Annotated in this window: 11 protein-coding genes; 10 read left to right on the top strand and 1 reads right to left on the bottom strand. The window is 64.7% G+C overall.

Annotation, left to right across the window (positions count from 1 at the left end; translation table 11 throughout):
- Nucleotides 1-17: 17 nt before the first annotated feature.
- The gene (locus KVY23_RS21105) at nt 18-1,319 is read right to left on the bottom strand and encodes an esterase family protein (protein WP_230558128.1); all 1,302 of its coding nucleotides are present in this window, start codon (nt 1,317-1,319) and stop codon (nt 18-20) included.
- A gap of 181 nt (nt 1,320-1,500) precedes the next feature.
- Here KVY23_RS21105 and KVY23_RS21100 point away from each other — a divergent pair, with 181 nt between their 5' ends.
- The 10 genes from KVY23_RS21100 to KVY23_RS21055 all read left to right on the top strand — a co-directional run bounded on the left by KVY23_RS21100 (nt 1,501) and on the right by KVY23_RS21055 (nt 15,086).
- Nucleotides 1,501-1,917: a BlaI/MecI/CopY family transcriptional regulator gene (locus KVY23_RS21100; protein ID WP_206511474.1), complete on the top strand. Its 417-nt coding sequence runs from the start codon at nt 1,501-1,503 to the stop codon at nt 1,915-1,917.
- Nucleotides 1,918-1,941: 24 nt separating this feature from the next.
- The gene (locus KVY23_RS21095; RefSeq protein WP_230558113.1) at nt 1,942-2,904 is read left to right on the top strand and encodes a M56 family metallopeptidase; all 963 of its coding nucleotides are present in this window, start codon (nt 1,942-1,944) and stop codon (nt 2,902-2,904) included.
- A 269-nt stretch (nt 2,905-3,173) separates the two neighbouring features.
- Nucleotides 3,174-4,823: a DEAD/DEAH box helicase gene (locus KVY23_RS21090; protein ID WP_374108754.1), complete on the top strand. Its 1,650-nt coding sequence runs from the start codon at nt 3,174-3,176 to the stop codon at nt 4,821-4,823.
- A 168-nt stretch (nt 4,824-4,991) separates the two neighbouring features.
- The gene (gene gndA / locus KVY23_RS21085; RefSeq protein WP_206511471.1) at nt 4,992-6,443 is read left to right on the top strand and encodes an NADP-dependent phosphogluconate dehydrogenase; all 1,452 of its coding nucleotides are present in this window, start codon (nt 4,992-4,994) and stop codon (nt 6,441-6,443) included.
- 71 nt (nt 6,444-6,514) lie between these two features.
- Nucleotides 6,515-7,822: a DEAD/DEAH box helicase gene (locus KVY23_RS21080; RefSeq protein ID WP_230558112.1), complete on the top strand. Its 1,308-nt coding sequence runs from the start codon at nt 6,515-6,517 to the stop codon at nt 7,820-7,822.
- Nucleotides 7,819-8,676 (top strand): DMT family transporter, encoded by an 858-nt coding sequence (locus tag KVY23_RS21075; RefSeq protein WP_206511469.1) that lies wholly within the window; start codon nt 7,819-7,821, stop codon nt 8,674-8,676. The genes KVY23_RS21080 and KVY23_RS21075 overlap by 4 nt, the downstream gene beginning before the upstream one ends.
- Before the next feature lie 18 nt (nt 8,677-8,694).
- Nucleotides 8,695-10,131, top strand: a complete 1,437-nt coding sequence (locus KVY23_RS21070; RefSeq protein ID WP_230558111.1) for a GuaB1 family IMP dehydrogenase-related protein — start codon at nt 8,695-8,697, stop codon at nt 10,129-10,131.
- A gap of 29 nt (nt 10,132-10,160) precedes the next feature.
- The gene (locus KVY23_RS21065) at nt 10,161-11,072 is read left to right on the top strand and encodes a 3-methyladenine DNA glycosylase (protein ID WP_230558122.1); all 912 of its coding nucleotides are present in this window, start codon (nt 10,161-10,163) and stop codon (nt 11,070-11,072) included.
- A gap of 62 nt (nt 11,073-11,134) precedes the next feature.
- Nucleotides 11,135-13,324, top strand: a complete 2,190-nt coding sequence (locus tag KVY23_RS21060) for a malate synthase G (protein ID WP_230558109.1) — start codon at nt 11,135-11,137, stop codon at nt 13,322-13,324.
- Between the two features lie 22 nt (nt 13,325-13,346).
- Nucleotides 13,347-15,086, top strand: coding sequence for a substrate-binding domain-containing protein (locus tag KVY23_RS21055; protein ID WP_230558108.1), 1,740 nt, complete (start codon nt 13,347-13,349; stop codon nt 15,084-15,086).
- Nucleotides 15,087-15,090: the final 4 nt, after the last annotated feature.

Raw genomic sequence — 15,090 nt, 5'->3', positions numbered from 1 at the left:
ACTGTCGACGGGACCGGTCATGAGATCAGACCTACTCTCTGCATCAACCACGGCAACTGTTGCTTCAAACCTTCGGACCAGACTGCGAAACTGTGGCCGCCGGGTATTTCCGAGTATCGAACGTCCATGCCTGCCGCTTCGGCTGCCTTGTACATCGCCTGTTGGCCGGCCCGGTACTCGTCGTCGTCGGCGCCGACCACGAACGCGCCACCCGAGTCGGGGAACCGCTTCGTTTCGAGCAGATCCATCGGGTTGACGGCTTCGAACGCGGACTCGTCCCCGCCGAACGCCTCGTTCACGGTGCGGCTGCGATCACCGAGAGTCGGTTCGATCTGCCCCGAAAGGTCGAGGAAGGTCGGGTAGATGTCAGGGTGATTGGTCGCCATCTGGATTGCACAGGTACCGCCGTAGGACAGGCCCCCGATGGCCCAGCTTCGAGGGTTCGGGTCGACCTGAAACGTCGACTCGATCCAGGTCGGCACGTCGCGCGAGAGGTACGTGTCGACGTTGCCGAGCGGTGAATCCACGCACAGCGGGTTGGCCAAGGTGGAACCCGTCGCGTCGGCAACCACGACGACGGGTGCCAGACCGGCATGATCTCGGGCGAAGTCGTTCATCGTCTCGGCCAGCTTTCCCCCGTTCAACCAGTCCTCGGGCTGCCCAGGCTGCCCAGCGAGCAGCACCAGCACAGGAAGAAGCGGACGTGGGTCGGCGAAGTAGGCGGGCGGCAGGTAGATCTGGGCAGGGCGAGCCGAGAAATTCGACGCGGTGGCCTCGATCGTCGCCGAGGTCAGCTCTCCTTCGGTCTGCAGTGAGGGCGGGGGCGACCACACCGTGTCGAGGGGGCTGCCGGTGACCACATCAGCCTCCGGTCCGGGCACCTGATCGAGGCTCACACTGTTGGCGTCGGCGAGGCCGAACAGTGAACCCACCGTGGGATATGCCGCGAACACCATGTTGATCTGAGCTGCGGCCGCGACCACCACCAGCAGAGCCGCCAAGACCGATACGACGCGGGTGAGAACCCTCCGAGCGGCGAGCGTCCGCGGAACCATCAGTAGCAGGGCCGCGAGTGCGACGCCTATCCATACGTAGATGGGGATTTCGATCGGATCGGGAAACGGCCGCCACAGCTTCTCCACGACGAGGTAGATCGCGAGCGTCACCGCTGCCGCGCCGAGGAGGCAAGCGGGGAGCGCTCGCTGCAGATACCAGCGCTTTCGGCACGCAAGGAGCCAGATTGCACCGAGGACTCCCGCCACCGATGCGACGGCGGAGGTCGTATCGCTCACCAGCGAGAGCGACGCGAGCCAGTTCACCGGACTCGGTCGAGACGTCGTGGCCATGACATGAATGCAGAATAAGCACTCTTCTCAGCTGATCGGCGTGGTGTCGCACAACTGGCGGCGAGTCGCCTATGACGGATCACACAACGGTTGCATTTCATGTACTACCCCGAGTAGTACGCATTTGCGTCGGACTACCCGTAGACTCAGAGGAATGGCTGGTCTAGGGGAACTCGAGCGCGCAGTGATGGATCATCTCTGGGATTCTTCGGAGCCCCAGACCGTGCGGCAGGTGCACGAGGCGCTCTCCGCCCACCGTGAGCTCGCGTATACGACAGTGATGACGGTGCTACAGCGTCTGGCCAAGAAACAACTTGTCGTGCAGCAGCGGGACGACAGAGCTCATCGCTACGTCCCCCTGCACGGTCGAGACGAGCTGGTTGCCAGCCTCATGGTCGACGCCCTGGCGCAGGCCCCCGAGTCCGGTGGACGCGCCGCTGCCCTGGTGCACTTCGTCGGCAGAGTCGGCGCCGATGAAGCAGCCGCCCTCCGCGAAGCACTCGCTGCCTTGGAAGTGGCACAATCGGACGAGCCCTCCCACGCTCTCGTCGCAGACGGAAAGTCCGATTGACCCCTCCCCTCGGTTAGTGAGGAAATGAACTCCACCACCGCACTGGTTTTCGCGGTACTCGCCCTGCTGCTCGCGGGGCCGGTTCCTGCGTTTCTGAGCCGTGCGAAGTGGACTCACTTGGCGCCCCGGGCCGCCCTCGTCCTGTGGCAGGCAATCGCCATCGCCGCGGTCCTCTCGGCGTTCAGCTCGGGCCTGGCCATCGGCGGTCTACTGCTCGTTCCGGGTCCCGACGGTCGACCTACGACAGCGCCTACGGACGAGATCGAAGCACTGGGATTTCCCCTGTGGCTCCTTTACATCGTCGTGCTCGCCATCACCCTGGGGATCGGCGCAAAGCTGATGTACTCCATCGTTCGAGTTGCGGTCCGCACTCGGCGGCGACGAGCACGCCACCGAGTGCTTGTCGACCTGCTCGACCGCAGCACCGACAACGGTCGCCCTTTCCCCTGCATCCGCGATGCCGACGTTCGTGTTCTAGACGCGGTCGAACCGATCGCGTACTGCCTGCCGGGGCTCCGTCAGCGCGTAGTTCTCAGCGAGGGTGTTCTAGCCAGTCTCGATCCGTCCGAGGTGCTCGCAATTCTGAGCCACGAGCGGTCGCATCTACGTTCGCGTCACGACCTCGTTCTCGAGGCGTTCACGGCTGTCAACGAAGCGTTTCCCCGAATCGTTCGAAGCAAATCGGCATTGGGCAGTGTCCAATTGCTCGTAGAGCTCCTAGCCGACGATTCGGCTGTCAAAGCCACAGGCCCCACTCCCCTCGCGCGGGCGCTCGTCACCTGCGCGGGCTCCACTGCACCGCGAGGAGCACTCGCCGCAGGTGGACCGAGCACCCTGATCCGAGTACAACGCCTCGCTGGGCCAGGAAACGATGCACGAAGAGGTACCGCTGCCTACGTCGCGGCCGCCATCATCCTGATCGTTCCCACGATTTTCGTTGCGATGCCCTGGTTGGTCGAACTCAGCCGACTCATCCGGCATCACTGAGTGTCGAAAAGAGTCGGCTACCTCACATCCGTTCGAGTCGGTGAATCGAACACCGGTCGCGTACACTCGAACACGGTCGCCATTGCGGCCTAGTAAATCGAAGGCACAAACAGCCCCACTTTGCGCATATGAGAAAGCGCATGGATGGCCAGGTGACAGTGCCCTGGCTCGTCATGAATGTGTTGTAGCTGTTTTTGTGCCCCTCTCGCGGGTGTTTCTGTACAGCTGTTGCTCTGTGGCGTGCCCGCAATCCGGAGAGGTTCAACTGCGTGACTCACGCTGTCTTGACTAGTACACCCGACGTTTCTGCTACACCCGAGGTTCCAGGCGCTGATTCGTCTGTCGCGGCCGACGTCATCACCTTCGCCCAACTCGGACTTCCCGAGCCCGTAGTCGCGGCGCTCGCACGAAACTCCATCACCATCCCCTCGCCCATCCAGGCGAAGGCTCTACCGGACGCGATCGCCGGCAAGAACGTGCTCGGCCGCGCGCAAACCGGCTCGGGCAAGACGCTGGCCTTCGGTCTGCCCATCCTTGCCCGTCTCGCACTGCATACCGACCGCCCATCCGCGAAGCGGCCGCGCGCACTCGTGCTCGTCCCTACCCGTGAACTGGCCTTCCAGGTTGTCGAGTCGATGGCACCGTACGCCGGTGCCCAGGGCTTGACGGTGCGCGCCGCAGTCGGCGGCACCCCATTCAACAAGCAGGTCGAGCAACTGCGTCGCGGCGTCGACGTTCTGGTCGCAACTCCGGGTCGCCTCGCCGACCATCTGCGGCAAGGTACTTGCGTGCTCGATTCCATCGAGATCACAGCGCTGGACGAAGCCGACCAGATGGCCGACATGGGATTCCTCCCCGAGGTCCGCGCCGTACTCTCCGACACTCCGGCAGATGGACAGCGAATGCTGTTCTCCGCCACTCTCGATCGCGAAGTACAGTCCATCGTTCGCCAGTTCCTGCCCGACCATGTCGAACACTCGACGCAGGACGGCAAGGCCAGTGTCCGGACCATGGACCACTACATGCTCATGGTCGACCGGGGCCAGAAGGACATCGTGTTGTCCGAGATCGGGGCACGCGAGGGTCGCACGATCATGTTCGCGCGCACCAAGCTCGGCTGCGACGGCATCACCGACCGTCTGCGCGCACTCGGCATCGCCGCTGAGTCGCTCCACGGTGGCAAGGCCCAGAACCAGCGCACCCGCGTGCTCGATCGATTCAAGAATGGCCGAACCCCGGTTCTGGTGGCTACCGATGTGGCCGCACGCGGAATCCACGTCGACGGGATCGATCTCGTCGTGCACGTGGACCCGCCTGCCGACCACAAGGACTACCTCCACCGTGCCGGCCGTACGGCACGCGCCGGCGAAAAGGGCACTGTCGTTGCGATCGTCCTGCCGAATCAGCGTCGACAGGTTCAGAAGTTGACGGGAATGGCCGGAGTCAAAGCGACCTCGGTGAATGTCTCGCCAGGTTCGACCGAACTGTCTTCCATCACGGGCGCGAAGAAGCCGACCGGCGAGGCACTGCGTGCAGAGAACTCCAGCCCGCGTGACCGCCGCGACAGCCGTCCCCGCACCGGCGGCTACCAGGGCGACCGTCCCCGCACCGGCGGCTACCAGGGCGACCGTCCCCGCACCGGCGGCTACCAGGGCGACCGCCCCCGCACCGGCGGCTACCAGGGCGACCGCCCCCGCACCGGCGGCTACCAGGGCGACCGTCCCCGCACCGGCGGCTACCAGGGCGACCGCCCCCGCACCGGCGGCTACCAAGGTGACCGTCCCCGCACCGGCGGCTACCAAGGTGACCGTCCCCGCACCAGCGGCTACCAGGGCGACGACACTCGATCGGGCGGATTCCGTAGCCGCACCGACCAGCGTTCGTACGACGGTTTCGACGGTCCCGCACGCAATAGCTGATGCGTGACCGCTGAACCACAGCACGGCACACCGGGCGCCGCCTCGAATGAGAATTCGAGGCGGCGCCCGGTTTCGTTTGCGCCCGAACAGGCTCGGTGGACGAGAAGGTGTCGCAGCCGCAGGAGCCCCCGACTTTCCTCCGACGGCTCGGCAAGGAAAGCTGTACCCATGACCTCAGCAGTGGAAAAGACGGACCTTGCCCAGATCGGCGTCACCGGACTCGCCGTGATGGGTTCGAACATCGCCAGGAACTTCGCACGGAACGGACATACGGTCGCGCTGCACAATCGCAGCATCGAGAAGACCGATGCACTTCTCGCCGAGCACGGGAGTGAAGGCAACTTCGTCCGCACCGAAACCATCGAGGAATTCGTCGGTGCGCTCCAGAAGCCGCGACGGGTCCTGATCATGGTGAAGGCCGGCGACCCGACGGATGCAGTGATCGAAGAGTTGGCGAGCGCCATGGAAGAGGGCGACATCATCATCGATGGTGGAAACGCTCTCTACACCGACACCATTCGACGCGAGGCTTCGATGAAGGAGCGCGGACTGCTGTTCGTGGGCGCTGGGATCTCCGGCGGTGAAGAAGGCGCGCTCAACGGACCATCGATCATGCCCGGCGGACCAGCCGACTCGTACAAGGCGCTGGGCCCGCTGCTGGAATCAATCGCCGCGCAGGTCGATGGCACACCGTGCTGCACGCATATCGGACCCGACGGATCCGGTCATTTCGTGAAGATGGTGCACAACGGAATCGAATACGCCGACATGCAGCTCATCGGCGAGGCCTACCACCTCTTTCGCGACGCTCTCGACTACACCCCCGCACAGGTTGCGGACGTCTTCTCCGAATGGAACAAGGGCGATCTGGAGAGCTACCTCGTCGAGATCACAGCCGAGGTACTGAACCAGGTCGACGCGAAGACCGGTCAGCCGCTCGTCGACGTCATCGTCGACGCCGCAGAGCAGAAGGGCACCGGCCGTTGGACCGTTAAGGCGGCCTTGGATCTGGGAGTGCCGGTCACTGGCATCGCGGAGGCCGTGTTCGCTCGCGCGCTGTCGGGCTCGCGCGGTCAGCGAAAGGCCGCCGTCGGTCTCGCCTCAGGAACTCTGGCGGCAAAGCCGTCCGACGCCGAGCAGTTCACCCACGACATCAGCCGAGCTCTGTACGCCTCCAAGATCGTTGCCTACGCCCAGGGCTTCGACCAGATCGCCGCCGGCAGTGTCGAGTACGACTGGAACCTGCACCCCGGCGATCTCGCCACCATTTGGCGCGGCGGCTGCATCATTCGCGCCCGGTTCCTCAACCGCATCAAGGATGCCTACGACGACAATGCCGACCTGCCGAGTTTGATTCTCGCGCCGTACTTCCGAGATGCGATCGAGGATGCGATCGACAGCTGGCGACGAGTCGTCGTGACCGCCGCTTCACTCGGCATTCCGGTACCTGCCTTCGCCTCGTCGCTGGCGTACTACGACGCACTTCGCGCCGAAAGGTTGCCTGCAGCGCTGACGCAGGGCCAGCGCGACTTCTTCGGTGCACACACCTACGAGCGAGTGGACTCCGAAGGCAAGTTCCACACCCTGTGGAGCGGCGACCGGAGCGAAGTCCAAGCCTGACGCACGCTCGATCCGCGGCCGGCGACCCAAGTGTGGTCCCGGCCGCGGTCGACCGGCGGTAGTGTTTTCTCATGCTCGGCCCCTCGCCCTCGTTCGCAGATCTCGGGCTCCGCCCCGTCGTGATTCACGCTCTGCGAAAAATGGGTGTCGAGTCCCCGTTCCCGATCCAGGCCGCGACCATCACCGATGCTATCGCCGGTCGAGACGTTCTCGGGCGGGCACCCACGGGATCAGGCAAGACTCTCGCCTTCGGACTCCCACTGCTGCACCGGCTTTCGGGTAGCGCAAGCCGTCCCCAGCACCCTCGTGGCCTGATCCTGGTACCAACCAGGGAGCTGGCGCTACAGATCGACAGTGCGCTCGAAGAACCCGCACTCGCATCAGGATTGCGAATCTCGAGCCTCGTCGGGGGTGTGCCCCTCAAGCGCCAGATCGACAGACTGGGACGCGGGGTGGATGTCGTCGTCGCAACACCGGGTCGTCTCGAGGACCTCGTCGGCGCGGGTCACCTCTCGCTCGCACAAATCACCACGACGGTGGTCGACGAGGCCGACCGTATGTCAGATCTAGGATTTCTCCCCCAGGTCACCGCCCTGTTGAAGCGAATTCCTGCTGGCGGACAGACCATGTTGTTCTCGGCCACCCTCGACGGCGATGTCGACGAACTGATCCGCAGGCATCTCGACAATCCAGTGCTGCACAGCGCGGAGCCCCCGGTCGTCGAAGCCGCGGATCATCACTTCTTCCGGGTCACGCAGCAGGACAAAACTTCCGTTGCGGCGGCTATCGCGGCGCGTGAGGGCAAGACAATCATGTTTCTGCGTACCAAACACGCTGTGGACCGCTTCACCGAATCACTCCTCGCAGTCGGGGTGTCGGCGGCCGCCCTGCATGGAGACAAGACACAGGCGAATCGCACACGTACGCTCGCCCAATTCGCCGACGGGTCGGTGCCGGTGCTTGTCGCCACAGACGTCGCGGCCAGGGGGATCGACGTCGACCACGTTTCGCTGGTCGTCCACGTCGACCCGCCCGAGGATGCAAAGGACTACACCCACCGTGCCGGGAGAACCGCGCGCGCAGGGCGCGGTGGAACCGTGGTGACGCTGGTGACCGAAAGCCAGGTCGAGCGCTTCCTCGCCGTGGCCGGACAGTCGCGGATCGGGATCGATGTCGTGGACGTCGGCCCGACGAGTCCGCTGCTCCGCGCCACCACCGGTGCCCGACAACCGCCGGGTCCGCCGCCACCCACGAACGAGGGGCCCACGGCCGGCACACGCAGTGCTGCTCGGCCCGGTTCTGCTCGATCCGGTTCTGCTCGGTCCAAGTCCGGAGTGAAGTCGCCGACGCATCGGTCGCGCCGAACCGGTCGCCGATGAACTGGCTGCCGATCGTACTTGCGCTCCTCGCGGCCTTCCTGTTCGCCGGCGCCTCGGTCGCCCAGCAGAGCGCCGCCGCGGCTGTCCCCGAGGGTGCATCGTTGATGGCATCGCTGCTGCGAAGCCCCCGTTGGTGGGCCGGGGTCATCGGTGACGTCGGTGGCTACGCCGTTCAGGTTGTGGCCCTGTGGGTCGGTTCGGTGCTGATCGTGCAGCCGCTGCTGGTGTCGATGCTCCTGTTCGCGCTCCCCCTGTCGGCCAAGTTCTCCGGATACGCGATGACACGTTCGACGTGGTTTCTCGCGTTTGCTCTGGCGCTGGCGCTCGCTGTGTTCATCGTGGTGGGCGACCCGACGGAGGGGCATTCGAACGCGTCGTTCGCGGAGTGGATCGGCCCGCTCGCCATCGCACTCGGTCTCGTGTCGGCCTGCACGATCGCTGGGTTGACACTGCGCGACCCCGGAATGCGGGCCCTGTTGCTGGGAGCGGCCGGCGGACTGCTCTTCGGGATGGCCGTCGCCTTCACCAAGTTCGTGACGGACGTGGTGGAAAAGGAGCGCCTCGGAGCGCTGGCTGCGTGGCAGACGTACGCGCTCGTCGGCTGCGGCGCCTTCGGCTTCTACCTGCAGCAGCGCGCCTTCCAATCCGGTCCCCTGTCGGCGTCACTGCCGGCTGTCACCATCGGTGAACCCTTCGGCGCCGCGTTCCTCGGAATCACTGTTCTGGACGAACGCGTCAGAGACGACGCGTTCGCGCTCGTCGTCATCGCAGCCTGCGTGGCGGTCATGGTGTATGCCACCATCGCGTTGTCACGGTCGCAAGCGCAGGTCGCCGAGCGCGTCGATACACACTGACCGGTACGCTGGCACAACGTGCAGTTCCTCGATGGCCACCGGCCCGCTTACGACCTGACCTACGACGACGTCTTCTTCGTTCCCAACCGAACCGATGTGACGTCGCGATTCGATGTCGATCTGTCCACCTCGGACGGTTCCGGTACGACGATTCCCATCGTTGTCTCGAACATGACCGCCGTGTCCGGTCGTCGTATGGCAGAGACAGTGGCCCGACGCGGTGGCATCTCGGTTCTTCCGCAGGATCTTCCGATCGACGCGGTCGTCGAGACCATCGCGTTCGTCAAGAGCCGCGATCTGGTGGCCGATACACCGGTGGTCCTGGGACCGGACGCGTCGGTATCGGATGCGCTGGCGCTGATGCACAAGCGCGCACACGGTGCAGTCGTCGTGGTCGAGGCAGGACGCCCGGTGGGTGTGGTCACCGAGGCCGCGTGCGCCGACGTCGATCGGTTCGCCCGCTTGCAGACCGTTGCCGCGACCGACTTCGTCACGGCGCCGGCGGATGCAACTCCCCGTTCGGTATTCGACAAGCTCGACGGAGTCCACGAGGGCCTCGCGGTGCTGGTCGGGCCCGACGGGTCACTCGCCGGAGTACTCACCAGAACCGGTGCCGTGCGCGCCGGAATCTACTCACCTGCGCTGGACGCCCAGGGCCGACTGCGGATAGCCGCCGCGGTCGGTATCAACGGTGACGTCGCGGCAAAGGCACGGGCGCTGAAAGAAGCCGGCGCCGACCTGCTCGTCATCGACACCGCCCACGGGCATCAGGCGAAGATGCTGGACGCGCTGACGGCAATCAAGTCGCTCGATCTCGGGGTGCCGTTGGTCGCCGGAAACGTCGTGTCCGCCGCCGGCACCCGCGACCTCGTGGCAGCGGGAGCGGACATCGTCAAAGTCGGTGTAGGTCCGGGCGCGATGTGTACGACGCGGATGATGACCGGCGTGGGTCGCCCGCAGTTCTCGGCTGTCGCCGAATGCTCCGCAGCGGCCGCCGAGCTGGGCGCATCGGTGTGGGCCGATGGCGGTGTCCGGCATCCTCGCGACGTCGCGCTGGCATTGGCAGCGGGTGCCGGCAACGTGATGATCGGATCATGGTTCGCCGGCACCTACGAATCGCCGGGTGACCTGCGCTTCGACACTGCCGGCAACGCCTACAAGGAGAGTTTCGGCATGGCGTCGAAACGCGCTGTCGCGGCCCGCACGGCTACAGACAGCGCATTCGACCGAGCACGTAAGGGACTGTTCGAAGAAGGCATTTCCAGTTCACGTATGCGACTCGATCCCGACCGCCCTGGTGTGGAGGATCTACTCGATCACATCTGCGCAGGTGTTCGCAGCACCTGCACCTACACCGGTGCCCGCTCCCTTGCGGAGCTTCATCAGCGCGCGGTCATCGGCGTTCAGTCCGCAGCCGGTTTCGCCGAGGGCCGTCCGCTACCAAGCGGTTGGTGAGACGCCTCATCGATTACGTATCGACGACCATGATCACCGTTGTAGCGGAGTCGGAGTGGACGGTGGCGCGAGCGGCGCACATCGACCGCATCGAGCATCTCGTCGGCGACTACCTGGCAGATCGTGGCCGCGGGACCTATCATCCCGTGCTCGACTTCCTTTTCACCTACTACAGCTTCAAGCCAGGTCACCTCAAGCGATGGGGGCCGGGGTACGGGGTCGTACTGGGAGGTGAGCAGTCTGCGGACTATGCCGGATTCGCCTCGTACGAACCGATCGATCTCGGTTTCGGTCCCGCCGGATACCGGGTGCGGGCGTCGTTGCTCGAACAGCGGCGTTCCGCCATCGAATTCACACTGGGGTTGCTCACCGCGACGACGGAGCGGCAACCGAATCTGGGCTGCTTCGGGCTGCACGAGTGGGCAATGGTGTACCGAGGCGGTGACGATGCGCTACGCCACGGCTCGGTTCCGCTCCGCCTCGGACACGAGGGCACCGACCAGGTGGTGGAGTCGATGAACTTGCGGTGCACGCACTACGACGCCTTCAGGTTCTTCACCCGCGACGCTGTCCCACGCAACGCGCTCCCCCTCGAGCCGACGGGCCGAACACAAAGCGAACAGCCAGGCTGCGTGCACGCCACGATGGATTTGTACAAGTGGAGCTACAAACTCGCCCCCCTTATCGAATCTCGGCTGGTCGCAGACTGTTTCGAACTCGCGCTGTCCGCGAGAGGCATCGACATGCGGGCGAGTCCGTACGACCTGTCGGAGTACGGACTCGATCCGATAGCCATCGAGACGCCCGCCGGCCGTGCCGAGTACGTGCGCGCGCAGACCGACCTCATGGCCAGGGCTGCCCCTCTCCGATCGGAACTGATCGCTCGGTGCCAGAATCTACTGGTGAGCGTCGATGCAATCGCTGGACTTACTGCCGAGTAACATCGATGTCGATGTCGTTGGGGCACTCTCGAGTGCCCGTGACCGGAAAGAGCGAGGGATTCATGACCGAACGGATACGTGTTGGCGGTCTTCAGGTTGCCAAGGTGCTGTACGACTTCGTCCAGAACGAGGCCCTTCCGGGTACCGGTGTCGAAGCCGAGGCATTCTGGGCGGGCGCGGAATCGGTAATCACCGACCTGGCCCCGAAGAACAAGGCACTCCTGGCTGTCCGTGACGAGATCCAGGGCAAGCTCGACGCCTGGCACGGTGAACACGCCGGCCCCGATTACGATCGCGCAGCCTACAAGAACTTCCTGAAGGAAATCGGCTACCTGCTGGACGAGCCCGCCGACTTCCAGATCACCACCTCCGGCGTCGATACCGAGATCACGTCCACTGCGGGACCGCAGCTGGTGGTTCCGGTGCTCAACGCACGTTTCGCGATCAACGCCTCGAACGCTCGGTGGGGATCGCTGTACGACGCGCTGTACGGCACCGACGCCATCCCGGAGACGGACGGTGCCGAAAAGGGCAGCTCGTACAACAAGGTTCGCGGCGACAAGGTCATTGCGTTCGCCCGTGACTTCCTCGACGAGGCCGCCCCGCTGTCTTCGGGCAGCCATGTCGGAACCACGAAGTACGTCGTCGACGCAGCGTCGCTGACAGTCACCCTCGCCGACGGCAACATCGTCGGATTGGCTGACCCGTCGCAGCTGATCGGCTTTCAGGGCCAACCCGACGCGCCCACTGCAATCCTGCTGAAGAACAACGGATTGCACTTCGAGATCCAGATCGATCCGAAGAGCCCCGTCGGTTCCACTGACGCCGCCGGTGTCAAGGACGTACTGCTCGAATCCGCCGTCACCACGATCATGGACTTCGAGGACTCCGTCGCAGCCGTCGACGCCGACGACAAGGTTCTCGGCTACCGCAATTGGCTCGGCCTCATGCGCGGCGATCTCACCGAGGAAGTCAGCAAGGGCGGCAAGACATTCACCCGCACCCTGAACAAGGACCGCAGCTACACCCCGATCGGTGGCACTCCAGGCGAGGGTACGGAACTCACCTTGCACGGCCGGTCGCTCTTGTTCGTCCGCAACGTGGGTCACCTGATGACCTCGGATGCGATCCTGGACGCCGACGGCAACGAGGTGCCCGAGGGCATACTCGACGCCCTGTTCACCTCGCTGACCGGTATGCACTCGCTGACCGGTGACAACGAGCTCACCAACAGTCGCACCGGTTCGCTGTACATCGTGAAGCCGAAGATGCACGGCCCCGACGAGGTCGCGTTCACCGTCGAATTGTTCGGGCGCGTGGAAAATGTTCTCGGACTTCCGGAGAACACCCTCAAGGTCGGCATCATGGACGAGGAACGCCGCACCACAGTCAACCTCAAGGCCGCCATCGACGCCGCGAAAGAGAGAGTGGTGTTCATCAACACCGGGTTCCTCGATCGCACGGGCGACGAAATCCACACCTCGATGGAAGCCGGGCCTGTGGTCCCCAAGGGCGAGATGAAGGCCCAGAAATGGATTTCCGCCTACGAGGATTTCAATGTCGACACGGGTCTGGCCACCGGGTTGAAAGGCAAAGCACAGATCGGGAAGGGCATGTGGGCGATGCCGGATCTCATGGCGGACATGCTCGAGCAGAAGATCGGCCACCCGAAGGCCGGAGCAAATACCGCGTGGGTGCCGTCGCCGACGGCCGCGACATTGCACGCACTGCACTACCACAAGGTCGATGTCTTCGCCCGCCAGGAGGAGATCGCGAAGGCCAAGCGAGCAACCATCGACGACATTCTCGAAATCCCTCTCGCACCGTCCACCGACTGGTCGGAGGAGCGTAAGCGCCGGGAGCTCGACAACAGTTCGCAGTCGATCCTTGGCTACGTGGTGCGGTGGATCGACGATGGCGTGGGGTGCTCGAAGGTGCCCGACATCGCCGACGTTGCGCTGATGGAAGACCGCGCCACGCTGCGGATCTCGAGTCAGTTCATCGCTAACTGGCTGCGCCACGGTGTGGTCACCGAGGAGCAGGTCCGCGAGTCGCTCGAGCGCATGGCACCGGTGGTGGACCGCCAGAACGCCCAGGATCCGACGTACACACCCCTCGCGCCGAATTTCGACGACAACATTGCGTTCCAGGCTGCCAGTGACTTGATCTTCCAGGGCACCAGCCAGCCGAACGGGTACACGGAGCCGATCCTGCACCGCCGCCGTCGCGAGTACAAGGCCGCTGCACGCTGAGTGGACTTGTAGCCTTTCCTTCGTGGGCCAACATCGAACCTCGGGAGAATCCCGAGGTATCAGCAGAGGTATCAGCAAGGGCCCGTTGATCGCGGTGGGCACCATCATCGTGATGGTGCTCGCCGTGGCCGGGTGGTTCCAGTTGCGTGAGCGCATTGTCGATCAGGGAGTTCAGGCTGCCGATACGTGTGTCGAGGGCGACGCCGTCGTAGCTGTTGTCGTCGAACCGGATCTCTCCGGCCCGGTATCTGCGCTGGCGCAGCGCTTCACGGACGGCAGACCCGTCGTACGGGACCAGTGCATCTCCGTTCGAGTGACCTCCGCGGACTCCGACACAGTCGCAGCGGCGATCAGCGCCGGGGCGTCGGTGTGGGACGAGGCGGCACTGGGACCCGTACCTGCACTGTGGATACCTCGATCCTCGGACTCGGTGGCGGCGGTTCCCGTCGAGTCCATCGACGGCACTCCCAGATCTGTCGCCACCTCCCCCGTCGTCCTGGCCGGCCCGGCTCCAGTGACCGATGCGCTCGCACGTGCGGATATCGGGTGGGCCGATCTGCCTGATCTGCAAAGCGCGCCGGATGCTCTGGACGTTCTCGGCCTGGGCGGGTGGGGTGGGCTACGCCTGCAGTTGCCAGTCGGTCCCGCCTCCGATTCCACCACTTCTGCCTTGGCCGCCGTGGTTGCCTCGTCCCTGGGTGAGCCGGATCGACCGGTGGCAGTGGAAGGCATACGTTCCGGCCTCGCCGTCTCGGCATTGTCTGCGCTCGCCACCACCGATCTCGGCATCGAGGCGGTCACACCCGAATCGACGGACGAAGCACTCGGACGTCTGACCGCGGACATGTCGGCAACCGCGCAGGCGCATGCCGTTCCGGTGACAGCTCAGCAACTGAGCAATGCCGGCGCGAGCGATCTGACGGCCTATGCCCCCGCCGGGCCTACACCGATGGCAGATCACCCGGCTGCCGTCCTGGCTGGGCAGTGGACGGACGAGACCCGCCGCCGTGCAGCTGCACAGTTCGTCGACTTCATGCGACAGACCGAGAACACACCGGTCTTCGTCGATTTGGGATTCGAGGTGGGGGCGCCCCCGGGGAACGCCCCAGTTGCCTCGCCGGACGCCCGCCGCGCCATGGTGGACCTGGTGCAGAATCCAGCGACGCCGCGTCGGGTCACCATCGTGCTCGACATATCGGGGTCGATGGACACCGCCGAGGGCGAGCGAACGAGGCTGCAGAACACCACCGATGCGCTCGTCCAGCAATTCGGCAGCGTAGTCGATTCGTCCCAACTCGGCCTGTGGGTGTACAGCAGTGACCTCGACGCCGGCCGAGCCTTCCGAACTGTGGTTCCCGCCGGACCTGTCGACGAAACTCTGCCCACAGGCACGCGGCGCGAGCAGTTGATCGCTGCGGCGTCCACGTTGCAGCCGGAGGCCGCGACGTCGACGTACGAGTCGATGTTGGCCGCCTACGCCTCCGCGGTCGATGGGTTCGTTGCCGGCAGACCGAACAGCGTTCTACTGGTCACCGATGGTCCCGACGACGATGCCCTCGCAACGTCCGATCGGTTCATCGAGGCGTTGACTGCATCGACGGATCAGAACCGTCCCGTGTCGATCGACGTCGTCTCGATCGGAGAAAATCCGGACATCGAGACGTTGCAGTCCATGGCCGATATCACCGGAGGTTCGCTGACCACGGTCGGCTCGTCGGCCGGTCCCGAGCTCCCTGACCTCCTGCGAAGGCTGTTGTACTGAAATA

Origin of the sequence: Rhodococcus sp. I2R (genome assembly GCF_020889545.1) — a bacterium.
GTDB lineage: Bacteria > Actinomycetota > Actinomycetes > Mycobacteriales > Mycobacteriaceae > Rhodococcoides.
The sequence above is the reverse complement of the archived record's forward strand: the minus strand, read 5'-3'. Positions and strand labels throughout refer to the sequence as shown.